This is a genomic window from Bacillus sp. FSL R5-0512 (genome assembly GCF_038593295.1).
GTDB lineage: Bacteria > Bacillota > Bacilli > Bacillales > Bacillaceae > Bacillus > Bacillus safensis.
In genome coordinates this window covers 1,148,635-1,172,942 of sequence record NZ_CP151982.1, presented here as the reverse complement: position 1 = coordinate 1,172,942, position 24,308 = coordinate 1,148,635, and the positions used below count along the sequence as shown (strand labels likewise).

Below are 24,308 nucleotides of genomic sequence, written 5' to 3'. Positions count from 1 at the left end.
GGTTATTATTGATCAATTTTCTTGATGAAATCCTCACACATACATCACCGGCGTTGATATTTTAATAATCTTCCCGCCTCGACGATAAAATCTAGGAACGCGGCGGCTTAAGGTGGCAACAACCTCATAGTTGATCGTATTGAGCATTTCGGCGATTTCATCGACAGAAATTTCTCCGCCCTTTTGACGACCATATATGACGACTTCTTCGCCTTGCTTTGCTTTCATTTCTCCTAAACTGATCATCGTCATATCCATGGTGACGCGGCCAGCAATCGGCATTCGTTTTCCGCGGAAAAGCATAAATCCTCGATTGGATAATGCTCGTGAGTACCCATCTGCATAACCGATTGGTATAGTTGCTATAACTTCATCAGGCTTTGCTACATAGGTTGCCCCATAGCTGACGGTCCTTGGCTTTGTCACCATTTCCTTCACGAATGCAATCCTTGCTTTTAAACTGAGAGCGGGCTCTAGCTTAACAGCATCTAAACTCTCAATGTATTGCGAAGGATACAGTCCATAAAGTCCGATGCCTAGCCGTATCATATCTGCGCTAAATTCAGGAAATGCGATGGCAGCCGCTGTATTGTTCATATGTACAGTGGGCAAAGTAATGCCTTCTTTTTTTAAGAAACGAAGAAAATCAATAAAAATGCTGTGCTGCATTAGTGTGAAATCAGGGTCAGGCTCATCCGCAGTGGAGAAATGCGTAAATATTCCATCCCACCTCAGGTTTTCACTCTTTTCAAGCGCCTCCACCACCTCTAACAGCTCTTCCTTTGTCCGTACACCTAATCGTCCCATCCCTGTGTCAACATTGACATGAATCCCAAGGCGATGCTGACTTTCTTCTTCCGCTAAGATCTCATTTGCTTGAACAATCCAGTCTTCTCGAAGGCCGGAGAGATCAATTCTCCAGGCTGCAGCCCTTTTCACACAGTCGAGCGGGGTAAATCCAAGGACCAGAATCGGTGCTTCAATTTTTGCTCTCCGCAATACAATACCTTCTTCCAAGCTGGCAACCGCAAGCTCTGTCGCACCGCTTTCTAGTGCCTGCCGCGCTACTTCAACTGAGCCGTGTCCATAAGCATTTGCCTTTACGACAGCCATGATCTTGCTTTTCCTTGGAATATGCGCTTGAATGGCTTCGATATTTCTTTTAATCGCGTCAAGATTGACCTCGATCCAGACTTCCCTGCAAAGCTTTTGCATGTATGTTTCCTCCAGTCATTTCGATATCAATGATCGTTTTCGTGTCTAGTCTATCTTTATTCATTTTTGAGAAAAACATTCAACCGCAATGATTGAACCCGCTTTTGTCTTGATGGACATAAAAAAAGAAACCACTTCAAATTGTGATTTCTTCTTTATCAACAGCCATTTATTAATCCGCAGATTTCATCATTGAATCAATTTCATGATAAATCTCCTCTAGATTTTCTCGTTCAGTCAAATATTCGGCAGTGCTCTTACGAACAGGCACATCAAATGTCAGAAAGGTGAGCGTAATCGTTGATGATTCCTGATCATTCATAGTTAATCTCAATTCAAGTGTCGAGATCTCTTCATTATTATCACTCTCAACAGATTGTTCAATCGGTACACCATCTTCTAACATGTCAACTTGCTTCAACTCTTTCAAGGAAAGCTCAGTGACTTCAAACCTGAATTTTCGAGATGAGCGGCCAGATTGATGTGTAATAAAGCGTATTACCTTTCGCTCATCATCAATCGCAAAGCCTTTATCAACATTTTGTGAAAAGATGTATGTGGAAGCCTGAAACCCGTCTTCTTGAAAAAGCATCATCATTTTATCTAATAATATATTTGGATCATTCTTTTCTTTTTGCCTTTGCAGCCTACCCGCTATCCATAAAATGACCATTGCACCGATGATGCTAAAAACCGTTCCCAGCCCATTACCTACATCTACGAAAATAGTAAAGCCTAAAATAGCAACAATAAAAGCGATTACAATGCCTATGATGAATATCACTCCATGCTCCTCCTGTCATGACCCTCATTGTTATATTGGTTTAATCAAGTATAGCATCTGGATTTTGATCGAAAAAAAATCTATTATAGACTAAACAGACACTATATTCATTTCGCTTTTAAATAGAAAGGATTTTTATGATGAACCTCTACACGACAGACGAAATCATTGATGCTCTTTATAAAGCCTGGTCCTCTCAATCTAGTTCAAAATGGAGTAAAGAAAACCCGGCCAATGGACAATGCGGTGTCACTTCTTTAGTCGTCCATGATCTTTTAGGCGGAAAAATAAACAAGACCGCATTACCTAGCGGATGGCACTTTTACAACGTAGTGAATGGAAAAAGAATCGACTTTACTTCTTCACAATTCTCGGAGGAAATCGTTTATATGGATGTTTCTTCAAATCGAGAAGAAGCATTTCAAGATACGAATGAGGATCAATACCGATATTTAAAGGAACGAGTCCTAAAATATTTAAACATTTAATACTCATGAAAACAGACCATATGAGGTCTGTTTTCATTGCAGTTTGATCAAGTGTTTAAAAGATAGGCAGTAAGAATTCACACACCTTATCTTCGCCTTCTTCTTCTCTATACCTTTCCATTATAGGGGCCTGACGCATGTTTAATCGATTGTTTTGGATCATTTGAGGCAATTGTCTCCAAAACAAATTCACTTTTTCGATTGTATGTGTCACCGTGAACACAGCATACTTTCCTCCTTCAAAATGACCAGTCTGAACCATTTGATCTTTTGTGAAATCTCTATTTGTCATAAGCATGAGGTCGTATCTGCATTTTTCTGATGGAATTTTTCCAGGATCATCTTGAGGAACACCATATATACCATATTCCTTTAATTCATCATTTAAATGATGTTGCTTAATCCATTTTTTAAATCTCTTCATCATCTCAAAATTCTCTTTGCTGCCATATGATCCGATATTTCTCATATACACCATTTTCATATTCGTTAACATTTCAATTTTGTAATTCATGATTTCCCTCCAATTTTTATTGGAAGACTGGCCAATCATTCCTTACAAACAACGGTAACATCCTTTAAAATAGAATGCAGTAGGATATTAAAAATAATGTAATGTATGATGAAAAATACATATGTTGGATTTACGATCTAGATCGTACATGAAGTAACTCATTTTCTCTTCATTAGATATCAAATTTTTTCAAATAAAAAAGAGCAGACTATAGCCGCTCACTTTTTATTGATTTTCCTTTGAAGATTTAGCACCGAGAAAGACGCCAATCAAATAGATGATTGTTCCAAAAAACAAACCATTTAACAAACTGATAAACAACATCTTACAAACTAGGCCAACATAATAAGACGCTGGCGTCCCTGGAAACACAGCCATATTGAACAGGCTAATCATAAAGGCTAAAGCAAAAGATATAATGAAAATCCTTCGAAATAATGTTGATTTTAACATTGTCACTTTACTTCCTCCTCAATATCTTTTCTATGGAAAAAATATTCTTTATTCATAGCATATATTCAGTCTTAAAATAAAAAGCCCTTTAAGGGCTTTTTATTTAAGCAGTATAACCGATACTTGCAGTATGACCTCTCCTAGCTTCATCATGACTTGCTGTCACTTCAGATGTAAAATAACCAACAATACTGATGACACTGATCATCACAAATACTATTGATAACGTTTTAAATTTCATACTGACAGTCCCCCCGCTTCACTTGAGTTTGGAAATAAAGAATCTTTTCATAAAAATGCATCGCATTGTCTTTATCTCCCATTTCATTATAATATTTTGCAGCATCTTTTGCTAAATCTTCAAGATCAGGATACATTGACTTTATTTCTAGCGATTCCATAATTTTTTCCAACTGCTCAAAATTGTTGTCAACATATAGTGATCTTAAAAATTTGAATATCAATAACAGCACATGGTCTTTCAGCTTTTCAGATAGTTCTATGCCGTTATATAAAGCATACTTACCTAAATCCTTTTCTTTCTTTTTGAAATAGGCTTTTGACAACATAATGAGCGGGTCTAAGATTCTATTTAAATGTTCGTATCCCTGCTCTCTAAATGCTCGAATTGAGTCATTAAAATGTATAATTGCTTGGGCTATTTCATTATGATGAAAATAACTCAACCCTAAATTATAGAGTGCTGATCCTTTTAATCGTTTTGTTGAGTTGTCGGCGGCTTTTTCTAGTGCGTGTTGAAAATGGGGTATTGCTTTTTCGGGGCAGCCCATATCTATATAGTTTAATCCGATCACAAAAGAACATTGTATTTCTCTTACAGTGTATGTCTCTTTTTCTCGATAGCATTCTATCGCCTGTGCGATATGGTGCATGGACATGGGGGTTTGTTTCATGTGGTAATAGATTTCAGCCATCTTGTAATTGAACTCGGCCCGTTCAATATCGTCACTGACAAGAGACAGCTTTTTTTCTGCCCGTTTATAGAAGGTAATTGCATTTAGGTATTCATAGTTTTCAAATTCATACATGCCGTAGAAAAAATTGAAGTAATACTCGAGCAGTCCTGTTAATTTCTCTTGGTCCCTTTTGATCTTCATTGCGAGCTCCTTGAAGTTGGCCCGCTCTTTCCCATTTTCTAAAGGATTCAAGTAATCAAGCATTAATTTATGTCTGAACTCCATGAGTGAGAAATACAAAAATAAATCTTGATTTTCTTCCATATAATCAAGCATTGATTTGATTTCCTCTTTATATGCTTCGGCGTCCGGTACGTTAAATTTTTGAATATGATAATACCATTCATTGATTTTTAAACCGACGTGAGAAGAAAGCACTTTCTCCATCAGCTCTTACCCCTTCCTCTATTTTCCCTATAATTACATATATTACTATTTTATGCGCCATTCGACACCGAAAAGAAACCGCAAAAAGGCCCTATAAGGGCCCTGTGAATGATAAGATAAAATGACTTCTATTCATAAATAAGCACCCAGTATTCCGCCCCAGGTTCTCCTTCTTCCACAACAGCCTTCCACCCTCTTTTTTGATAAAAAGATAAAGCATTGTGATTGTCGGAGACACATTTGAGGGTGACCGGTGTTCCTAAAACTTTTATCGCTTGTTTGAGCAGCAGATCGCCAGCCCCTTGACCAGCAGCTTCTGGATGTACAAACAAAAGGTGAATAAAACGATCTGGTACATATAGAGAAATGAATCCAAGGATTTTATTGTTGTCCTCAGCTAAGAAAATTTGCTCTTCCTGCGTATCTTGATCAAAATCTTGCAGATGGAGTTCTTCTGGATTGAGCCAGTGAAAGCTCTGGCGCCGGGATTCTAAACAGATTTGTCTTAATTGTGGATAATCGATCGTTTTTGCTTCTCGAATGAGCAATAGAATTCCCCCGTTTATATTGAAATGTGAAGCTGCATCATTTAACTCGACACTTCTTCTTTTCTACCAAGTTTCATTGATAACTGAACGCCAATCATTAACGAGACGATGACAAGCATTGCCACAATGGAAGCATAAAAATGTCCGCTTAAATCGAAAACCAAGCCAATGAAAAACGGACCGAATCCACCCACGATGTACCCGCCCATCTGCGACATCGCGGACCAGGTTCCGGCTTCCTCCGGAGTACTCGTCTCCATAATCGGGAGCATAAGCGCTAAAGGAAATAACCCCCCGGCACCCATACCTAGGAAAATGACGGCTGGCAAGATCGGCATTGGCAGAAGAAGAAAGATAAGACCAATGAGTTCAGACAGACTGCATAAGATGAGAAATAATTTCGGTTTTCCTAACCGAGTAACGACCGCTGGAACGAGTAGTGCCACCGGAATCTGAATGAGTGTAAATATGGTCAAGAGCAAGGCAGCATATTGCGGACTGTTTCCAAAACTAAGAGCAATCGGTGAAATCCATGCCGTCAAAGAATAAAACATACTGGACATAAAGCCAAAGAACAAGGTGAATTGAATGGCCTTTTTGTTTCGCAGCGGCAATTTTAACGGCAACGTTACAAGATCACTCTGCTCATTTTTGCGAGCTAAACCTATCCATAGAATAAGGGCGATCACCCCTAGAAAAGCCCAGCAGGACAATGCAAATGGAAGATGATGCTGACTGCGTAGATAAATCGGAATCGTGAAGCCGGAAGCGAGCGCTGCACCTATTGTCATCGAAATTGAATACACACTGACAATCCCAGGATTTCTCGGGAAATATTTTTTAATAAAACTAGACAATAAAGGACCTGCGAAGCTAATCCCTACCCCTCCAGCAAACGCAGTCATGAGCAGGATAGCAACCGATTGGCTAGTACCACGCAGTGCAGTGGCAATCGTGATAAGAAGAATCGAGAAAAACAGCGTTCTCTCTAAACCAAAACGCCGGCTGAGTATCGTTGCAACGGGAGCAAATATTCCCATACAAAGGACAGGCAAAGTGGTCAAAAGACTTGCTGTCAGTGCGTTTACTCCAAGCTCTGATTGGATCATGCTCATCATGGAAGCCACGGAAGTAATGATCGGACGTAAGTTTAAAGCGGCTAAAAATAAAGCGGCTAAATAATATATTTTTTTCATCAATACCCTTCTTTCTCTCTCATCTTGTTAAGGTTACTTTGAGTATAAATCTGCCGCATTCATTGATCAATACAATAAATCTTATTATGATGATAGGAAAAGACTATCATTTATGAAAGGTGGACATATGGATACCCGGCATATTACCTATTTTATGGCTGTATTCAATCATTTGCATTTTACAAAGGCTGCTGAGCAGCTAGGCATATCACAGCCTACACTTAGCCAGCAAATTCGACTGCTTGAAGCAGAAGTTGGGATGCCGCTCTTTGATCGAATCGGCAAAAAGGTCGTTGCTACCGAAGCTGGTTCGCTGCTTTATCAATATGGCGTGAAAATGCTTCAAGCTGAAAGAGATGCAAAAAATGCGATGAAAGAACTATTATCGGAAAAACGAGGAACCGTCCGTCTCGCAGTACTCCCCTCAGATCTTGATTTTCAGCTGGTGCCACTATTTGTAGAATTTAAAACTCTTTATCCAGAAACCAATCTAAAGGCATATTCAAATATCTTCGTTCGTGAAGAAGTCCTTTCGCATAAAGTGGATCTCGGCATCGGACTGCGAGGGCCTTCGGATAAGCGTCTCGTTCAAATTCCACTTGGAAGTGAGCCTTACGAATTATTTGTTCATTCAGAAAGTGATTTGGCCCAAAAGAGCGAAGTGTCATTAAAAGAGCTGACTCACCGTGCGTTGGTCATGTATCCGAAGGGATATCTAGGAAGGGATTTAGTAGATAACGTATGTAAAGAACAGGGTGTTGAACTGGACACTGCCATGGAGGTTGGGTCCGCGTTTTCGCTATTGCAGCTGGTTGAAGCCGGCATCGGTGCAACCATTCAGCCAAGAGGATTACTAAAGCAACATTCGATGTGGCCTAATATTGTTTCGATTCCTATTGCTGATCCAGCACCTGTCCGGCACTTGGAATTAATTTATTATGCAGATCGATTTGTCAGCAAAGCACAACAGCAGCTATCTGAATGGCTGATAGACTTTTTCAAATCAAGAACAAACTAAAAAGTGAGGTTAACACATGAAGAATGCAAACAGCGTATTTACAAGAACAAACCGAGTTGTTATTCGCCAATTCGATAGACAGGATATTGAAGCGTTTTATCAATACCAAGCAAATCCCACAATTGCAAAATTTCAATCCTGGGAAAACTACACATACGAAGATGCTGAATCATTTGTTCAACATCAATATCGAGTTCATTTATAAAAAAGGAAAATCCAAATCCGTTTTCATTGATCAACTCAAACAGTTTTTTCATGAATTAGATTAAAAAAAGCCCTTTTCAGGGCTTTTTTTGGATTCGTTCTGATTGATTAGCTTTCGTTTGCCAACATGTATGCTGCAGTTTCATGCATATCTTTCAATCCTGATCTCTGTGCGTACTCGGCCACAGTGATCGCACTTGTCGTCAGAAGTTCTATTATATGTTCATCCATTCCTGGCCAAGTTCTCCCGCCTGCTTTTTCATACGCATGGATAAGTTTTGTTAACCCTTCTTTCCCAAAGAGAAGTTGATGCGACAAAAAGTCTGCAGATACATCACCAACCCCCACTTCAGACCAATCAATCACACCCGTCACACATTGATTTTCATCAATCAGAATGTGGCCGGGATGCAAATCTCCATGCTTCACTCCCACGAAAGGCGGCCATAAAGAATCTTTAGCTAGCCATTCTTGCCAGCGCTCCCATAAACCGCTGTTAATGGTGTATTGCGATTTGACACGTTCCATTCGCTGTTTCATTGATCCTCTTAATTCATGAGCACTGAGCATCTCCACACCGATCGTTTTAAATGGCTGTTGATCTAAGGAATGTACATTCGCTAGAACTCTTCCTAATGATTCATAATAAGCTTGCGGTACATTCGTTTGATCAAAACTCCACACATATGATTGCTTCTCCACATCAATACTAGCCGCCGGTACCCCCTCTAATTGTTTATAAGCAATCAGACTTTCTGTAAAGATAGACCACTGAGGGACCTGAAAGTGAACCTGCTTACTCATATGATCTAATGTCTTTTTTTCTTGTAAAGTATGTTTCATTAATTCAGGTCTGCGAGGCACTCTTAATATCCATTGATCACCATGTAAATCTTCGACATGTGCGACACGGAAATCCACACCTGATTCATTTATTTTGATGGTATTCTCTAAAATTTCTAATCCGTGATGTTTGGCTAATTGCTTTAATTCTAGTCTATTCATATTCTTTTCCTCCAATTGCTCATTTATTCATGATCAACAGGCGTTAAGAAAATCATCAAAAAAACCACAAATAGGCTGCTATCTGTGGCTAGAGTAAACACGGCTAGACTCATCTCTCTCTTTATATTAATAAAAAATTACAAAAAAAAGACAGAAACGATATCTGTCTGTCTTCAAGTAAAGTTACATACTTGACCGCTGAAAATGATTAAAAATGTGCAGACTCCTCCGTTTACTCTGTTTGATGAAAACAGAGCCTTTGAACATATGAAATTATTGATTGTTCAAAGTTTGCTGGCGTAATCTTCCTGCATGCATCATTTTTAACCATCCTCTCTTCATAATATAAAACTACTATACTTCATTTAAATATGACTTTCAATAAGATTACAAAAAGAAGCCCTTTTCAGGGGCTTTTATTCTTTCACTATCGTTTTTTCACAGGATGAATGTCCTCTCCCAAAAAAGCGGTATCAGGCTCACCACTATTTTCTAGAAACTCTGCTATTTCTTTCAGCTCTTGATTGATAAGGTCATTTCTTTGCATATCCGGGTTTAACAGAAGGATGGAGTGAATCGTTGTCGCTGCTTCATACAAAACATGTTGATCTTTTATCTGTTTGATGCATTGTTTCATACGATCGAAAAACCATTCAATCTCTTCAATCTCTTCCATCGGATAATGTGCCATTTTAAAGAGATTCTGCTGACGAAGGTCTTGTCTCTCAAAAATTTGTTCAAGCTCTTCTTTACTGATATACAAATCCGAGCATTCCTCCTCAATTTCTACTACCTCGATCATCGCATCTTCAGCTGTATATAACTGCTCAATAAAAGCATCGAAAGTATCTGCCAGCTTAAAATCGACTCCCATCTCTAAATCAAAATAGTGAATAGGAGGATGTTCCTTCGTTTGTCGATAATCCATTGCGATCCATGTATCTTCTTCTCCGCTGATGAAAATAAGTCCCTCAGGCAGCTCCAAGTCATCACTTAACTGAGGGCTAGTCATAATTCCATCACCTTTGGCGATTCCTCTTAGATGGTCAAATTGAACATGATCCTCAGCCCATGAATTCGGCTGTTCCGTTGGAAAAGCATTACGAACTGTAAAACCACCGTTCCATTCTAAAATAAGCTTTTTATATGTATCAGGTAAAGTGACACCAAGTCTCACCTCTGCTTCACGAATTTTTTCCTCATCTATCTTTTCTAACGTGAAAGGACTCTCTTCTTCTTTCTCCCAAAAAGGTTTCAAAGTGGGGACCTCCTAGTTTCTAATGAGATCAGTATATCATTGACCAACTACTCATTTACCATTTTAAAACCTCAAATTACAAACTCGTTCAATTCCTTCATCCAATAAAGAATTTATCAGTAGATATAAAAAAGATCTGGCTGGAGTGCCAGCCAGGTACCAGGCACTTAAAATGCTCAATGCCAGCATCCGCATGTTATTCCTTCTGGACAAAATATTCACGTTCGTTTTGTTTATCTATATCATACGATGATCCGCATAGAAAAAAGATCCCCTTTTTCTTGATTTGATGACCAATTGACACAAAAAACCTTGAAAGGCATTAGCCAATCAAGGTTCATTTTGTTACTTCATTTTCACTGCTTCTTTCATTTCCTCTATTATTTTATTAAACCACTGTAAAGGGTTTAATGAGATCGCCGGAAAATAGATTTCTGCATTATTTTCGATAAAGTTTTCTTTTTCCTGTATTGTTAAAGTACTATTCAAAAAATCCTGACAATCCTTTATAGTAGACAGCAGACATTCTTTACTAGCTTCATGAATAAACTCCTCTAACGCTTCTTCTGGTGAATCGATATCCTGATGAAATGTCCCACCTAAAAAATCTTCTAACTCCTCTAAATAACTGTAACTCTCATTCATTTTATCATCCTTCTTTCTATTTAACAGGGTATCCTGTTAAAATAAAACCGCCATTCTCATCTTTTTTCAGTATAATTTTTGCATTTGTAACATTCTCAACTACTTCTGAATTTCTCGAAACACTTCTTCCAATTACCTCTCCATCACCCTTATATTTTAATGGTAATGTAGGTCTACTGTTGGGGTCGGATAACCACTTTTGTATTTTATCAACACTCTTCGGATCACCCAAAACTGAATCAGCAACTCTTTCTGCAGTCATTCTATCGTTAAAAGTAGAAGAACCCGTGATTTTAGGATTACTTTTCAGCCTTTCTAATAGTTCTTCATCTGTTTTCCCAACATGTCTCTCTATTAAGTGCCCACCTCTAGATTCATGTATAGCTAATCCATTACCTGGAGATAAAGAATTTTTCTCACCTTTCTTAATCCCCATTTTTCCATGAAACCCTTTCGCCCCAAACGGCAAAAGCTTTCCAAGCGCCGCGTTCATACTTGCTTCTTGCTGTTCTTTTGAGATCTTGTTTCCAAACATGTCTCGGCCTGTGATCGCTTCGCTGAAGCCGTTGGTGGCGGTGAGGCCGTATAAACCTTTTTGGGATGTCTTTAGGGCGTCAAAGGATTTTTGTGATGTCTTGTAGAATTTCTGAAAAAGACTGATTTAATAAGGTTCTATAATGTGCAAGTGCATTTCTGATAAAAAACTGAAAGGGTTCGTCCCCAATCTGTCCCCATTTTAAAAAAACAGACCCTCAAGATCTGTTTAGTTTTGCCTATTAGTTTTCAAATGTTGAATTTGGATCGATCATCGTCGTGTTTCGATCGGTTTTTTGAGGAAATACAGTGATATTTCGATCAGTTGATTCTTGTGAGTAATTAAAAGAACCTAGGTAAGCAGCACCTACCAATAAAGTGGCGCTAATCAATATCTTCATTTTAATATTCATATAAACACTCCCCTTTTTGGATTTCGGTTTGAGCTTCTATGGCAGTTCTATAATAATCTGCTACCCTCTCCGAATCATTCCTTTTTTCATAAAGATTTGCAAGGCTTAAAGCAAACTCTTCAATATAAGGATACAACTTCTTTTCCTCTAACCCTTTAAACATTTTTCGTATATTTTCAATACCTTCATCTACATAAATTGTCTTTAATGAATTGAGCAATGTTTTATAAAACAGATTGTTTTCTGCTGTTGCACTTTTTATTCCTTTAGCGATATATTCAAGTGCTTCTTTTGTTTTATCACTTTTAAACAAAGTCCAACTTAAACTAAAAAATAATCTTGGTTTAATATCTTCATTGTTTTCAGTCATCTTATCCAACCCTTTTTTATAGAAGGAAGCAGCTTTAATATAATCCTGTTGCCTGTCATACGTATTTCCAAGATTCAAATAAGTTTTAGCGATTAATCTTTGATCATTTATTTCTTCAGCAAGATCTAGTGCTTTATGTAAGTGGGGGAGCGACTTCTCATATCGTTTAAAATCATCATAATTTCCTGCGATCACAAATAGACTTTGAATTTTTCTCACCTTATAAAGATCATAACGATCATAAATCTCTAGGGCTTTTATAATATGGTGCATAGAAACATGGGTTTGTTTCATAATGTAATATGCTTCAGCAACTTTAAAATGGAATTCTGCTTGTTCAATTTCATCTACAACAAGCGCCAGCTGCCTCTCAGCAATCTTATAATATTGAATGGCTTGTACATACTCTTTCTTACTGAATTCATGCATACCCCTAAAAAAGGCATTATAGTATTGCAACATTCCAGACAGTTGATGGTTAGAATTCTCTATTTTATCGACTAGCGCGGAAATTGATTGATCGAATGAAGGTTTTATATAATCGAGCATAAGCTGATGTCGAAAACACATCAATTGATAGTAAATGAGCAGGTCTTGATCCTCTTCCATTCGCTCAATTTCTCGTTCTACCTCAGCTTTCAAAATCTCTGCATCGGGTACACTGAATTGCCGAATCATTTTATACCATTCATTTATTTTCACACCAACATGTGAAGAAAGAACTTTCTCCATCCCTTATTCCCCTTCCACTAATTTCCCTTATATTACATTTATTATCACATGTTTAAGTTTACAAGGCACCGAAAAGAAACCGCAAAAAGAACAGTTGAGTAACAGATTTTACGCATTTTCTTCACATAACAAAAAAGCAGACTCCATCAAGTCTGCCTTTCCTAAAAATCAAATGACTACACCTTTTGAAAATTAAGTATACAATGAATCGCTTAACCACTCTTCACAATGTTCTATAAGCCACCTCAAATATTCCACATATTGACCGACGTGATAGCCATCACAAACAGCATGATGTACTTGAATCGCAACGGGTAGGATGATTTTTTCTCCTTTCATCTTAAATTGACCTAACGTAAATATTGGCAGCAAATAAGTTTCATCTGTGGATACATTAAGGTTAAAAGAAGTAAAATCAATCCAAGGTAGACTTGAAATATTGAACATGTTCTCTGGCATATTAGGTTTCGGAAATAGTTTGTTACTTTCACTATAAGTTTCAATGTCCGCTACACAGCTTTTATAAAACCGAGCAAAGTTTTCGTCATAAGGTGTCCAAATACTTGAAAATGTCTTTGTTTCTTTATTTAGAATCGTATAACTAGGATGGAGAAGATCCCAGTGACCAAGTTCATCGTTCACTAGATCCATCCGAAACTCCGGTATTTTTTGCACAGCCCTTGCTAACAAATAAATTTGCACAGGATATACTTTTAGCTTTTTTTCTTTTAATATTGAATGCAATGTCGTGATGTCTAGATCAACCACCAGACTATATGAGCATCGGGTTACCTTCATATAATGATGAAAGTGCTCTTTTCTCGGATAATTTTCATCTATTTGTTTAAACATTTTTTATCTCCTCCTGAATGTGATTTACTGTATTCAGGAGGAGACTTTATCTGTTTTCACCACCACAATCATCCTTTCAAGAGATATGTCATGTTTTTGTCCATTCAAAGTCTACTATGAGTTTTACCTACGATAAAGCCTTCAGCAACTCTTCGTAAGTCATCTTTCCTAACGTGAACTTTTCTAGTGCTATATATGTTTTCTCCGCTGAGGTATTCATTCTATTATGACATTCATTCACTAACTCATGTTCATTTGTTATTGGCTCATGTATATGTTCTTTTTTTCGAAATGCTTCATAGTATCTTATACCAAATATTCTCTAGGACATCGCATTGATGTGAATTCCGTCCGGATTAGGTATAAGACCTTTCGCAGTAACATAATAACAATTTTCATGATGATGTGCATACGATAACATATTTAATCAGTGTGTGCGATAGCCTTGACTTCAATCAATTGCTCTGGGAAAGCCAGATATGTCACACCAATGAGACTGCCAGCTGGTCTGTGTTGACCTAAGTATTCCTTGAATAGATCTATGACCGTTTCGGAGTGTTCTTGTGGATTTGTTAGAAAAATTTCAACATATGCAATGTTGGATTTCGTAGCTCCCAATTCCACCAATACCCGATCAAGGTTCTCAAATGTTTGCAGAGTCTGAGCTTCAATATTCTCCTTACCAACGAACATACCATTTTTATCGTATGAAAATTGACCTGAAATGTAGATTGTTCCTTTAACGCTATATCCTTGGGTAATACCGTGATCCCATAAATTGTGATTGTAGGTTTTAATATTAGTCATTGTTTTCTCTCCTTTATTTCAAAGTAAAGTAAGTATAAAATGAATATAAATAAAAAAATAGTACGCACTATTTAGATAGCTACTATCAGAAAGGATAGTGTCAATATGAGTATGGCCGATTATAGAAAAACGGGTAATATCCAAGAGACACCTTTTGGATATACTTTATCAGTTATAGGAGGCAAATGGAAAATGCTAATTCTGTATCTCCTTTCGGAAAATCAACCCGTTCGCTTTAATGATATGAAAAGGAGACTTGGAACGATTACCTTTAAAACATTGAGTGCACAACTTAAAGATTTAGAGGCAGATGGGATGATTATACGAAAGGAATATCCACAAGTCCCCCCTAAAGTGGAATATAGTCTTACATATAAGGCAGAAACACTTTTACCAATTTTAGAACAGTTATGTGATTGGGGAGAGAAAAATCGCAGTAATTAAATTCTTTTTGTATAGATAATTCAACTATTGACTATGAAGGTTTTGATAAAGCAATGGAGCGTATAGATAACTTCTAATCTAATGAATACTATAGGAATGAATAGCCCCTATCTATCTTGTCTATACGTTTTGAGGTGTTGTATATCCAGTTAACTGTTTCTATTGAAAAAAGCCGTCCCTTTGGACGGCAAAATGATATTCATTTTATTTCATGCTTCCCCAGATAGATCTTCACCAGTATGGACTGTCTTTGCATGCTCAAAGCTAATTAAAGGAAACTTGTTTGCATAGCAATTTGTTCTCCTTGATTTACTATAAGTGGATCTTTATTTTTTTCTAAAAATTTAGCAATTTGATTTAGATTTTTATTAATTTTATCGTTGATTGGCATATTTGGATTCAATAAAAGAACGTTGTTAATCGTAGAAGCTACTTCATAAAGATCATCTTCATCTTTTGTTTTTTCAATATGATATTGCATCTTTTTAAAAAACCATTCTATTTCATCCAATTCAACCATTGGGTAATATTGAATTTTATACAAATTATCTTCATAAAGGAAGTCCAATTCAAATATGGCTTCAAGTTCTTCTTTACTTAAATGATCTTCATGAAGTTCATATTCACCCTCTGCTGCTTCCTCATCAACAGTGTACTCAGCTGTATAAAGACCTTCAATAAACTCGTCAAAAGAATCTGCTAACTTAAAGTCTTCTTCCATCTCAACATCAAAATAATGAATTGAAGGATTCTCTTTCGTTTTTCGATAATCCATAGCTACCCAAGTATGGCCATCCCCGTTAATCAAAACAAGCCCTTCTGGCAGCTCCCACTCTTTTATCAAATAGGCACTATCCATAATCCCTTCATCTTCAGCAATTCCTAGCAGGTGATTAAATTGAATGTGATCCTCAGCCCATGAATTAGAGTGAGTGGATGGAAAAGCATTATGAACTATATAACCGCCATTCTGTTCTAATATGAGCTTTTTATATGTATCTGGCAAAGTGACTCCTAGTTTCTTTTCAGCCTTAGCTACTTCTTCTGCGGTGATCTTTTTTAACGTATAGTAACCTTCATCGCCTATTTCCCAAAAAGATTTCAAAGTTTATTTCCTCCTAGTGTCATTTATCAAAACACCTTTCACGAACTTATATTCTATTAAATTGTTTTTGGTGGTGATTGTATGTTTTATCTTGAGAGAAAGATTTATCGTATGAGTCGCTTTCGTAAGAATCCAACAATTGATGATCTGAAAAGAAAAACAGGTAAAGGCGAGAAGATCGTTAGGCAATCAGTCAAAACCTCCTGCCAACTGAAAAACAATCTGGCGGATAAAGTTCGTCCCCAAACAAAAGAAACAGAACAAACATTCGTTGTCAGAAAAACAAAAAACCCTTGCTAAGCAAGGGTTTCAACGATGATTCCGACTGGGCTCGAACCAGCGACCTCTACCCTGTCAAGGTAGCGCTCTCCCAGCTGAGCTACGGAATCGGATTATGTATCAGTTCTGGGCTTTCTGTTACTGACAGTCTCTATTATATAACCATCATCATGAGGCGTCAATGGTTTTGTTCAAAAAAGCCAAAAAGCCGGTATCCGCACCGGCTTTTCACTGACTTTTATGACTGATTCACAAGAACAGGCTTTAGTTGATCTAGTGCTTGTTTGAAGTCACGTTTGAGGTCTTCTCCGTTTTCGACACCTACACTTAAACGAAGCAGCCCATCTGTAATCCCTCTTTTTTCTCTTTCTTCTTTTGGCATAGCCGCATGGGACATTTTGGCTGGGTATGACAGAATGGATTCGACGGCGCCAAGGCTGACGGCGAATACAGGTAATGTGACAGCGTCCACCAATTCTTTGACTGCCGCTTGGTTTTCTAGTTCAAATGAGAGAACCGCTCCTGCTCCGCTTGCCTGCTTTCGCTGAATATCTGCACCCAGGTGATCATCTAAGCCTGGGTAGTATACTTTTTTGACCGCAGGATGTTCTTTAAGAAATGAAGCTAGCTCGAAGGCCGTTTGACTAGCTTTTTCTAATCTGACCTGAAGGGTTTTTAATCCTCTTAGCACGAGCCAGCAATCCTGCACGCCAAGGACTGCACCGAAGGAGTTTTGCAGTGAATAGAGTTCCTCTCCCAGCTTCTTATCTTTCACCACGGCTAAGCCTGACAGCACATCACTGTGGCCGCTTAAAAATTTCGTTGCGCTGTGCAGAACAACGTCAACACCAAGGTCAAGCGGACGCTGAAGCGCAGGGGTTAAAAACGTATTATCTAAGAAAGTCAGACAGTCATGCTCTTTCGCAAGCTGGACAACACCTTCAATATCTGTAATCCCTAGTGTTGGATTTGACGGTGTTTCCATGTAAATGACCTTTGTATTTGATTGAATGCCTCTTTTGACTTCATTCAAATCGGTCATGTCCACGAAGGTATGCTCAATTCCAAATCTTGAAAGAACTTGGGTGATCATTCGGAAAGTCCCGCCGTACACATCTCTTGTGACAAGGACATGATCTCCCTTTGATAATAGAAGAAAAGCGGTTGAAATAGCAGCCATGCCTGATGCAAAGGCAAGCCCTCTCGTTCCTCCTTCCAGCGCTGCAATCGTATCCTCTAATGCTTGACGTGTCGGAGTTCCCGATCTGGAGTAGTCATATTGGCCAAATTCATCGAAGCTGCTTTGATGAAATGTGGATGCATGCTGAATCGGTACACTGACTGCACCTGTTGAACGGTCTGTTTTAAACGCATTATGAACGAGTTGTGTTTCGAGTGTCCAATCGTGTGTGGTCATTTGGCGTGTACCTCCTCTTTTACTTGTGATAGTGCCTGTTTTAGGTCTGATTTCAGATCATCTACATGCTCGATGCCAACAGAGAAACGGAGCAGCTTGTTACATACACCGTTTGCAATGCGAATCTCTTCTGGAATATCCATATGCGTTTGTGTTGCAGGATACGTAATGAAGCTTTCGACTCCGCCAAGGCTTTCAGCAAAACAAATCGTTTTCAGCTGCTTCAAAAATGGATTGACCCAGTCCTCTTTGGCTACTCGGAATGACAGCATGCCTCCCTTTCCTGGATAAAGCACATCTTGAATTTCTGGCTGTTTCTTTAAAAACCCAGCCAGCTCCTTCGCATTTTCCTCGTGCTGGCGCATTCTAAGAGCCAGTGTTTTCATTCCTCTCATTAAAAGCCATGAGTCAAATGGTGATAGAACCGCTCCAATTGCGTTTTGATGCTGGAACATGTCTTCAGACAGCTGCTCTCCTTTTGTGACCACAAGCCCGGCAAGAACGTCATTATGTCCGCCTAAATATTTGGTTGCGCTATGAATGACAATGTCCGCTCCAAGCGTAATGGGCTTTTGCAAGACTGGTGTGTAAAAGGTGTTATCGACAATCACCAAAGCGCCATGCTCTTTTGCAATCTTCGCTATTTTTTGAATATCTGCTTCCTGCATCAGTGGGTTTGTCGGTGTTTCAATAAAGATCGCTTTTGTGTTTGGCGTGATTTTAGAGCGTAAACAGTCTTCATCTGAAAAATCATCATAAAGAAAACGTAAGCCGTACTTTTTCCATTCGTTTTCAAACAAACGGTATGTACCGCCATATAGGTCTGAAGAGACGATGAGTTCATCTCCGCTTTCAAATAGAGCCATGATCGTTTGGATTGCCGCCATTCCCGAACTGAAGGCAAAACCGGCCGTCCCTTCTTCGAGTGAAGCAATTGCATCCTCTACGAGCTGTCTTGTTGGATTTTTCGTTCGAATGTAATCAAATCCTGTAGATTCCCCTATGCCTCTATGTCTGTATGCTGTCGAAAGATAAACGGGAGGACTGACAGTGCCAGTCACCTCTTCGCTACGGTTTCCAATCTGCGCTAATTTCGTTTCCACATGTTCTGTCATTTGACACCATCCTAGTAAAAATCTGATTTCAAAACAGAAAACCCCTTCTTCATAAGAAGAAGGGGTTTAATCGCTTCCTCTTATCTTCCAAGCAAAAAAGCTGCTTGCTGGATTTAGCACCTTGGTACATCACATGAAGTGATGCATACCGGTTGCTGAGGTTTCAAAGGGCCAGTCCCTCCACCTCTCACGATAAGAATGTGTTGTCTGTCTGTTCTAATTCTTAATACTGTAACCCATTAAATCTCATTTTTCAAGGGGAAATGTCATAATTAATTAAAATTTTCTGTATTTTATAACAGAATCGATGTTATACGGTTTGATTGCATGTTAGCATATAGGAACAACGCTGTTTTTCGTGTTACAATGAATGGAAACGTTTCACTTTATGATGAATTTGGTTAGCTGGAGGAATGGATTATGGTGAAGAAAACAGGAATCATTCAAGAAGAAACCATACAGTCAAAAGAACTTGGGGCGGACATGACCATTTTGATCTATTTGCCAGTCAATTACTCCCCCCTTTATACATATCATGTCATCATTGCCCAGGATGGTCATGATTATTTCCGCCTAGGTAAAATAGGCAGACAGGCAGAAGAATTGATGCAAAACAAAGAAATGGAACGCTCGATTATCATTGGTGTTCCTTATGAAAATGTCACGGAAAGACGAAACACGTATCATCCAGACGGTACAAAATTTGAAGCGTATAAACGCTTTTTAGCAAATGAACTGGTCCCTTATATTGATCAACACTATCCAACCTATCAAATTGGATCAGGACGGACGTTTATTGGTGATTCACTGGGTGCGACGATTTCCCTCATGACAGCCATTGATTATCCTTCTTTATTTGGCGGGCTGATCTTGCAGTCCCCTTACGTTGACGAGTCGGTTCTAGAAGCCGTCAAACAGTCGACAGCCCTTTCTCATTATGCCATTATCCATCAAATTGGGCTTGAGGAAACGGCTGTGAAAACAACAGATGGCCAGGTGCTTGATTTTGTTCAGCCGAACGAAGATTTAAAGGCCCTTCTTGAACAATCTGGTGCGGATTATTTATTTGAGACATTCGAAGGGGATCATAAATGGACGTTTTGGCAGCCGCTCATTGCGCCTTCGTTAAAAAGAATGCTCCCATATTCGTTAATCAACTGAATTTTGTTATAATAAACAATAATAAATACTTTCTTATTCAGGAGGGAACATGATGAAATACGGAGTTGTTATATTTCCATCAAAAAAATTGCAAGATATTGCGAACTCTTACCGGAAGCGTTATGATCCGAACTATGCACTCATACCGCCTCATTTAACATTAAGAACACCTTTTGAATTAACGGATCTAGAAGCGGCTGAGGTCGTCTCAACGTTAAGAGATTATGCAAAAAATGCTTCTCCTATTACGTTACGTATTAAAAAATTCAGTTCATTCGCTCCTGTAAACAACGTCATTTATATGAAAGTAGAACCGAACGAGGACATCATGGCGCTCAATGAAAGATTGTACGCAGATCCACTTGCCGGCACACCTGAATATGCCTTTGTTCCGCATGTGACAGTCGCTCAAAAACTATCAGATGATGAGCATTCAGACGTACTTGGCACATTAAAGCTGAGAAAGATTGACCATGAAGAAACAGTGGATCGCTTCCACCTTTTATATCAATTAGAGAACGGATCTTGGACCGTCTATGAAACATTTATTTTAGGAGAAGAGGGTTAAAGACATTTGAAAACAGTCATCGCAACAGAACAAACACAACGAGAAGATGCATATTACGTTCGAAAAGAAGTATTCGTAAAAGAACAAGAAGTTCCAATAGAGATCGAAATAGATGAACTAGAAGACAAAGCCACCCATTTTGTCATTTACAATGATGACAAAAAGCCTCAGGCGGCCGCTAGACTGCGGATCATTGAGGGATCAAAGGCAAAGCTTGAACGCATTTGTGTGTTAAAAGAGGCGCGCTCCTTCGGCCTTGGCCACAAACTATTAGAGGCGCTAGAAACAGAAGCGATTGCAAATGGAGCAAAAGAAGCGGTTATGCATGCCCAAATCCAAGCTCTTCCTTTCTACGAAAAGAAAGGCTACAAAGCGGTTTCTGAACCGTTTGAAGAAGCAGGAATCAAACATGTCAAAATGACAAAAACACTGTCTGTTTGACCAAAAGAAAAGCCAGAGCATTCAAGATGCCCTGGCTTTTTCTTTTTCATTATCGTTCGCCAATGGAAGAAAGCGCAATCATTTATATATACGTATTGATATGAATGCCCTTGCCTTCCTCCATAAACATATCTCGTACAAAGCGTTCCCGCTTTTTTTGCTGTACTTTCGTTTCCGCTTCTGTCACTAAGTCCTCTTTTTTCTCCAGCTCTCTGTAAATCTTGTCATGAAAGGTGCGGGTAACCTTTGTTACTTTCGCATAGTCTTCTTTATCCTGAGGAGCTGGACGATTGATATACTGAAAATACAGATCCGGCTGAATCGGGGCTATATATCCCATCAAGAACGCCTCCTTTGCTTCTCTCTTAATCTACTATTCCCTAATTATGACTGTTTGAAACACGCCTCATTTGATATGATTAGATGTGTTTCATTTTAAGATTGATTGACTATTGGAGGACTAGCTTTGAAATGCGCACGACGACATGATCGAACGATCTCATTACATACGTATTCGAGAGAACACTATCAATTCCTCCATGACGAGGGAAAAAAAGGACAATTATTCTGCCCATATTGCGGACAACCGGTCTTTTTTAGATTAAATATACATGATGAACCTGCCTTTATTCATAAGCACATGTCTCAGCAAGAGATTTGTGAAAAAGCTGAAGAACAAGCAGATCACAATAAAACGGCAGAACAAGAGGAAAGAGCTTCCTACAAAGAGCTTGGCGGCTTCCGTTTTCCAACCGGCAAACAGATCATCTCGCAAACGAGCGAATCATATGACTGGCAGGAACCAAGGTCGATTCAATTTAGCGACGCCTTACATTTAGAAGAGAATGAACAAGTTCATACGATCGACCTCTTTCCGCATATCACCTTCAGCACACCGCAGCTTCAAGCTGTCACACATTTAGATGGTCCGATGCTTGTGCTGGCTGGTGCCGGCAGCGGGAAAACAAGAGTCCTGACGGCTAGAGCGGCTTATCTCATGTCCCATCATCATATTCCTGCTCACCATATTTTACTCGTAACCTTCACGACCAAAGCGAGCAATGAGATGAAAGAAAGACTGCGCAAGCAATACCAGCTTCATCCTTCACAAGCCAGCCAAGTAGTGACAGGCACCTTCCACAGTCTTTTTTATAAAATGCTGCTTCACGATGACGCAAGCAAATGGAACGGCCAGCATCTGATCAAGTTTGACTGGCAAAAGGAGCAATACATTCGAAAAGCCATAATGAATGAAGGGCTTGATGAAAAAGACTACCCTACTGATCAAGTACTGCAATCGATCGGCTATTGGAAAAATGCCTTTTTACCAGGTGAACTTCCTGATTTGAAGGATGAAAAGGAAAAACATATGTGGACGATCTATCAATCATATGAACAGCAAAAACGAGACAATCAGCAATTTGACTTTGATGATATGGCGATTGCCTGCTTACATATGCTGACAGAACAGCCCGAACTGCTAAAACGGTATCAAGAACGATTCCAGTATATTTTAGTGGATGAATTTCAGGATATTAATCCAGTACAATATCAATTGATTCAGCTTTTAGCCGGAGAATCAGAGCAGTTATTTTGTGTAGGGGATGATGATCAAGCCATTTACGCCTTTAGAGGGAGCAATCCTGCTTTCATTCTTGAATTCAAACAAGACTATCCTTCGGCTCAGATCGTCCATTTACATGCGAATTACCGGTCTCACCATACGATTGTCGCAAGTGCTGATGCGATTATTAAGAAAAATCAGCATCGTTATGAGAAGACGTTAAAAGCCGTGCGCGCGGAGAAAATTCCCCCGACGCTTTTTTATCCATATGATGAAGAAGAGGAAGCGACGATGATTGTCGCAGATATTCAGGAGAAAATTAAAAACGGTGCAAAGCCGAATGACTTCTGCGTGCTGTTTCGAACGAACACAGGCGGCCGTGCGATTTATGAACGGCTGCATCAATCGGCCATTCCGTATGAAACGGATGCCGGCGTCAAAGCCTTCTACAGCAGACGAATGGTTCGGGTTCTCCTCGCCTTTCTTTCTTTAAGTCAGGATGCAGATGATGTGGCCGCCATAAAACAGCTACTGCCGGTTTTCTTTTTAAAGCAGCAAACCCTGAATACACTAAAGGCACTGACCATCACAGAAGATTGCTCAATGGTAGAAGCGCTCGGAAAACTGACAGATATACAGCCGTTTCAGCGGAAAAAGCTGCAATCAATTGTTCCTTTGTTCCGAACGTTACGGACGTTAAAGCCATCGGACGCAGTGACATTTATTGAACAAAAGATGGGACTCGGGGATTACTTAAAAAAACGGGTGAACGATACGAATGTACTTGAAAAAGGAGCGGATGATGTACGTGATGTGAAAACAGCCGCCAAACGCTTTGAAACGATTGAAGCCTTTCTCGCACATGCCGAACATATGAAGTCTGCCGAAAAGGAAAAAACAGATGAACCCGGTGTTCAGCTCATGACGATCCACCGCGCAAAGGGACTTGAGTTCCAGACAGTATACATCACTTGTGTGGTCGACGGGGCACTGCCCCATGATTTCTCACTGGATGAACTCAGAAACGGTGATGAAGAAGCGCTGGAAGAAGAGCGCCGTTTATTATACGTTGCCATGACAAGAGCTGAACAATCTCTTTATCTGTCTGTTCCATCATTTAGACGAGGAAAAACGGCCCATCGTTCTCGCTTTTTATATCCTCTTCTAAAGAAAAACCGTGAATTATTTACGCAAAAACAACAGGCCCCCCTTTAAACGGAGAGCCTGTTGTTTATTTTTTGTTGTTCATCATTTTAGAGATTGTATTGAAATCAAGCTTTTCTTTTCCACTTGTAATCGATTGAACGATTTTGTCTTCCATTTCTTTAGGTACACGTTTGTTCGCAAGCTGCGCTACTTTTTTAATGACACCTCGAACGGTATTCTCATCTTTAAAGTTGGCATTTTGCAAAGAACCTGCAAGTTTAAACACATCATTCATATTCACACCGGTTTTGTTTTCTACGCTTTTAAAGAATTTATTATCCATTCATTTGCCTCCTCTTTGTGGAGTAATCACCTTACTATATGAAAATAGGCGGGATATGTGCCTATCCTAAAACCTTGTTTGATCAAAGAGAAAGGAAAGCAAAAGGCTTCCCCCTTGCTTCCCTCACCTTCTTACTTTTTAGTAGTTAAAGAAAGAAGCACCAACGATAATTAGAAGGATGAAAAGCACAACGACAAGAACAAATGTTGATCCATATCCGCCGCCGTAGCCACCTCCGTAGCCGCCGCAAGAACCGCCACCGTAACAACTCATATATAAGCACCTCCTCTTCTCCCTTACAAAGTATGAAAAATGAAAGAAATGG

The 24,308-nt window shown here is 39.1% G+C and carries 30 protein-coding genes, 1 tRNA gene, 1 pseudogene and 1 riboswitch; of the genes and pseudogenes, 9 read left to right on the top strand and 23 right to left on the bottom strand.

Annotation, left to right across the window (positions count from 1 at the left end):
• Positions 1-33: 33 nt before the first annotated feature.
• Positions 34-1,215, bottom strand: coding sequence for an alanine racemase (alr, locus tag NSQ25_RS05920; protein ID WP_326136549.1), 1,182 nt, complete (start codon positions 1,213-1,215; stop codon positions 34-36).
• 172 nt (positions 1,216-1,387) lie between these two features.
• The gene (locus NSQ25_RS05915; protein ID WP_326136550.1) at positions 1,388-1,999 is read right to left on the bottom strand and encodes a GlsB/YeaQ/YmgE family stress response membrane protein; all 612 of its coding nucleotides are present in this window, start codon (positions 1,997-1,999) and stop codon (positions 1,388-1,390) included.
• A 140-nt stretch (positions 2,000-2,139) separates the two neighbouring features.
• On the opposite strand from NSQ25_RS05915, the gene NSQ25_RS05910 reads away from it, so the two are divergent.
• The gene (locus NSQ25_RS05910) at positions 2,140-2,487 is read left to right on the top strand and encodes a hypothetical protein (RefSeq protein WP_326136552.1); all 348 of its coding nucleotides are present in this window, start codon (positions 2,140-2,142) and stop codon (positions 2,485-2,487) included.
• Positions 2,488-2,542: 55 nt separating this feature from the next.
• Here the strand turns inward: NSQ25_RS05910 and NSQ25_RS05905 are convergent, their stop codons facing one another.
• The 6 genes from NSQ25_RS05905 to NSQ25_RS05880 all read right to left on the bottom strand — a co-directional run bounded on the left by NSQ25_RS05905 (position 2,543) and on the right by NSQ25_RS05880 (position 6,562).
• Positions 2,543-3,001 carry a GyrI-like domain-containing protein gene (locus NSQ25_RS05905; protein WP_326136553.1) on the bottom strand — a complete coding sequence of 153 codons (459 nt, stop codon included), beginning with the start codon at positions 2,999-3,001 and terminating at the stop codon, positions 2,543-2,545.
• Positions 3,002-3,226: 225 nt separating this feature from the next.
• On the bottom strand, positions 3,227-3,460 hold the full coding sequence (locus NSQ25_RS05900) for a hypothetical protein (protein WP_070325729.1): 234 nt from the start codon (positions 3,458-3,460) through the stop codon (positions 3,227-3,229).
• 97 nt (positions 3,461-3,557) lie between these two features.
• Positions 3,558-3,695, bottom strand: a complete 138-nt coding sequence (locus tag NSQ25_RS05895; RefSeq protein ID WP_120207245.1) for an aspartate phosphatase — start codon at positions 3,693-3,695, stop codon at positions 3,558-3,560.
• Positions 3,685-4,818, bottom strand: a complete 1,134-nt coding sequence (locus NSQ25_RS05890) for a Rap family tetratricopeptide repeat protein (RefSeq protein ID WP_326136554.1) — start codon at positions 4,816-4,818, stop codon at positions 3,685-3,687. The genes NSQ25_RS05895 and NSQ25_RS05890 overlap by 11 nt, the downstream gene beginning before the upstream one ends.
• Before the next feature lie 128 nt (positions 4,819-4,946).
• Positions 4,947-5,366 carry a GNAT family N-acetyltransferase gene (locus NSQ25_RS05885; protein ID WP_326136556.1) on the bottom strand — a complete coding sequence of 140 codons (420 nt, stop codon included), beginning with the start codon at positions 5,364-5,366 and terminating at the stop codon, positions 4,947-4,949.
• A gap of 41 nt (positions 5,367-5,407) precedes the next feature.
• Positions 5,408-6,562: an MFS transporter gene (locus NSQ25_RS05880; RefSeq protein ID WP_326136558.1), complete on the bottom strand. Its 1,155-nt coding sequence runs from the start codon at positions 6,560-6,562 to the stop codon at positions 5,408-5,410.
• 112 nt (positions 6,563-6,674) lie between these two features.
• Here NSQ25_RS05880 and NSQ25_RS05875 point away from each other — a divergent pair, with 112 nt between their 5' ends.
• Both NSQ25_RS05875 and NSQ25_RS05870 read left to right on the top strand, forming a co-directional pair.
• On the top strand, positions 6,675-7,580 hold the full coding sequence (locus tag NSQ25_RS05875; protein WP_326136560.1) for a LysR family transcriptional regulator: 906 nt from the start codon (positions 6,675-6,677) through the stop codon (positions 7,578-7,580).
• Between the two features lie 16 nt (positions 7,581-7,596).
• Positions 7,597-7,785: a hypothetical protein gene (locus tag NSQ25_RS05870; protein WP_326136561.1), complete on the top strand. Its 189-nt coding sequence runs from the start codon at positions 7,597-7,599 to the stop codon at positions 7,783-7,785.
• Between the two features lie 107 nt (positions 7,786-7,892).
• Here the strand turns inward: NSQ25_RS05870 and NSQ25_RS05865 are convergent, their stop codons facing one another.
• The 8 genes and pseudogenes from NSQ25_RS05865 to NSQ25_RS05830 form a co-directional block, all read right to left on the bottom strand.
• Complete coding sequence (locus NSQ25_RS05865) at positions 7,893-8,789, bottom strand: macrolide 2'-phosphotransferase (RefSeq protein ID WP_326136563.1); 897 nt, start codon at positions 8,787-8,789, stop codon at positions 7,893-7,895.
• Positions 8,790-9,216: 427 nt separating this feature from the next.
• Complete coding sequence (locus NSQ25_RS05860; protein WP_326136565.1) at positions 9,217-10,047, bottom strand: SMI1/KNR4 family protein; 831 nt, start codon at positions 10,045-10,047, stop codon at positions 9,217-9,219.
• A gap of 345 nt (positions 10,048-10,392) precedes the next feature.
• Positions 10,393-10,692, bottom strand: coding sequence for a contact-dependent growth inhibition system immunity protein (locus tag NSQ25_RS05855; RefSeq protein WP_070325722.1), 300 nt, complete (start codon positions 10,690-10,692; stop codon positions 10,393-10,395).
• A 16-nt stretch (positions 10,693-10,708) separates the two neighbouring features.
• A pseudogene (locus NSQ25_RS05850) lies at positions 10,709-11,332 on the bottom strand (RNase A-like domain-containing protein); the annotation flags it as partial.
• Positions 11,333-11,468: 136 nt separating this feature from the next.
• Positions 11,469-11,639 (bottom strand): hypothetical protein, encoded by a 171-nt coding sequence (locus tag NSQ25_RS05845; RefSeq protein ID WP_326136566.1) that lies wholly within the window; start codon positions 11,637-11,639, stop codon positions 11,469-11,471.
• The gene (locus NSQ25_RS05840; protein WP_070325721.1) at positions 11,629-12,741 is read right to left on the bottom strand and encodes a Rap family tetratricopeptide repeat protein; all 1,113 of its coding nucleotides are present in this window, start codon (positions 12,739-12,741) and stop codon (positions 11,629-11,631) included. The genes NSQ25_RS05845 and NSQ25_RS05840 overlap by 11 nt, the downstream gene beginning before the upstream one ends.
• Positions 12,742-12,933: 192 nt before the next feature.
• Complete coding sequence (catA, locus tag NSQ25_RS05835) at positions 12,934-13,593, bottom strand: type A chloramphenicol O-acetyltransferase (protein ID WP_326136567.1); 660 nt, start codon at positions 13,591-13,593, stop codon at positions 12,934-12,936.
• Between the two features lie 423 nt (positions 13,594-14,016).
• Positions 14,017-14,400, bottom strand: a complete 384-nt coding sequence (locus tag NSQ25_RS05830; protein WP_061109701.1) for a RidA family protein — start codon at positions 14,398-14,400, stop codon at positions 14,017-14,019.
• A 105-nt stretch (positions 14,401-14,505) separates the two neighbouring features.
• Between NSQ25_RS05830 and NSQ25_RS05825 the strand changes: the two genes are divergently transcribed.
• The gene (locus NSQ25_RS05825; protein ID WP_045035247.1) at positions 14,506-14,844 is read left to right on the top strand and encodes a helix-turn-helix domain-containing protein; all 339 of its coding nucleotides are present in this window, start codon (positions 14,506-14,508) and stop codon (positions 14,842-14,844) included.
• Between the two features lie 268 nt (positions 14,845-15,112).
• Here NSQ25_RS05825 and NSQ25_RS05820 read toward each other — a convergent pair whose 3' ends face one another.
• On the bottom strand, positions 15,113-15,949 hold the full coding sequence (locus NSQ25_RS05820; RefSeq protein ID WP_326136569.1) for an SMI1/KNR4 family protein: 837 nt from the start codon (positions 15,947-15,949) through the stop codon (positions 15,113-15,115).
• An 81-nt stretch (positions 15,950-16,030) separates the two neighbouring features.
• On the opposite strand from NSQ25_RS05820, the gene NSQ25_RS05815 reads away from it, so the two are divergent.
• Positions 16,031-16,249, top strand: coding sequence for a hypothetical protein (locus NSQ25_RS05815; RefSeq protein ID WP_326136570.1), 219 nt, complete (start codon positions 16,031-16,033; stop codon positions 16,247-16,249).
• Positions 16,250-16,265: 16 nt separating this feature from the next.
• Here the strand turns inward: NSQ25_RS05815 and NSQ25_RS05810 are convergent.
• The 3 genes from NSQ25_RS05810 to NSQ25_RS05800 form a co-directional block, all read right to left on the bottom strand.
• Positions 16,266-16,338, bottom strand: a tRNA-Val gene (locus NSQ25_RS05810).
• 128 nt (positions 16,339-16,466) lie between these two features.
• Positions 16,467-17,645, bottom strand: coding sequence for a cystathionine beta-lyase (metC, locus tag NSQ25_RS05805; protein ID WP_326136572.1), 1,179 nt, complete (start codon positions 17,643-17,645; stop codon positions 16,467-16,469).
• Entirely contained in the window at positions 17,642-18,760 is a 1,119-nt protein-coding gene (locus NSQ25_RS05800; protein WP_211042909.1) for a methionine biosynthesis PLP-dependent protein, read from the bottom strand. Before NSQ25_RS05800 ends, metC begins: the two co-directional genes overlap by 4 nt.
• Before the next feature lie 77 nt (positions 18,761-18,837).
• Positions 18,838-18,959: riboswitch (SAM riboswitch) on the bottom strand.
• A 221-nt stretch (positions 18,960-19,180) separates the two neighbouring features.
• Between NSQ25_RS05800 and NSQ25_RS05795 the strand changes: the two genes are divergently transcribed.
• From NSQ25_RS05795 to NSQ25_RS05785, 3 genes are read left to right on the top strand one after another with little or no spacing between them, the layout of a single operon-like run.
• Positions 19,181-19,921 carry an esterase family protein gene (locus tag NSQ25_RS05795; protein WP_041117163.1) on the top strand — a complete coding sequence of 247 codons (741 nt, stop codon included), beginning with the start codon at positions 19,181-19,183 and terminating at the stop codon, positions 19,919-19,921.
• Positions 19,922-19,973: 52 nt separating this feature from the next.
• Positions 19,974-20,489 carry a YjcG family protein gene (locus NSQ25_RS05790; RefSeq protein ID WP_024426454.1) on the top strand — a complete coding sequence of 172 codons (516 nt, stop codon included), beginning with the start codon at positions 19,974-19,976 and terminating at the stop codon, positions 20,487-20,489.
• A 6-nt stretch (positions 20,490-20,495) separates the two neighbouring features.
• A complete protein-coding gene (locus NSQ25_RS05785) occupies positions 20,496-20,930 on the top strand; it encodes a GNAT family N-acetyltransferase (RefSeq protein WP_326136574.1) in 435 nt (144 codons plus the stop codon).
• A gap of 82 nt (positions 20,931-21,012) precedes the next feature.
• On the opposite strand, the gene NSQ25_RS05780 is transcribed toward NSQ25_RS05785, so the two are convergent.
• The gene (locus tag NSQ25_RS05780; protein WP_024425007.1) at positions 21,013-21,270 is read right to left on the bottom strand and encodes a hypothetical protein; all 258 of its coding nucleotides are present in this window, start codon (positions 21,268-21,270) and stop codon (positions 21,013-21,015) included.
• A 126-nt stretch (positions 21,271-21,396) separates the two neighbouring features.
• On the opposite strand from NSQ25_RS05780, the gene NSQ25_RS05775 reads away from it, so the two are divergent.
• A complete protein-coding gene (locus tag NSQ25_RS05775) occupies positions 21,397-23,709 on the top strand; it encodes an ATP-dependent helicase (RefSeq protein ID WP_061109686.1) in 2,313 nt (770 codons plus the stop codon).
• Positions 23,710-23,725: 16 nt separating this feature from the next.
• Here NSQ25_RS05775 and NSQ25_RS05770 read toward each other — a convergent pair whose 3' ends face one another.
• A complete protein-coding gene (locus tag NSQ25_RS05770; RefSeq protein WP_034282022.1) occupies positions 23,726-23,983 on the bottom strand; it encodes a stage VI sporulation protein F in 258 nt (85 codons plus the stop codon).
• 138 nt (positions 23,984-24,121) lie between these two features.
• A complete protein-coding gene (locus tag NSQ25_RS05765) occupies positions 24,122-24,256 on the bottom strand; it encodes a YjcZ family sporulation protein (protein ID WP_034282023.1) in 135 nt (44 codons plus the stop codon).
• Between the last annotated feature and the right edge of the window lie 52 nt (positions 24,257-24,308).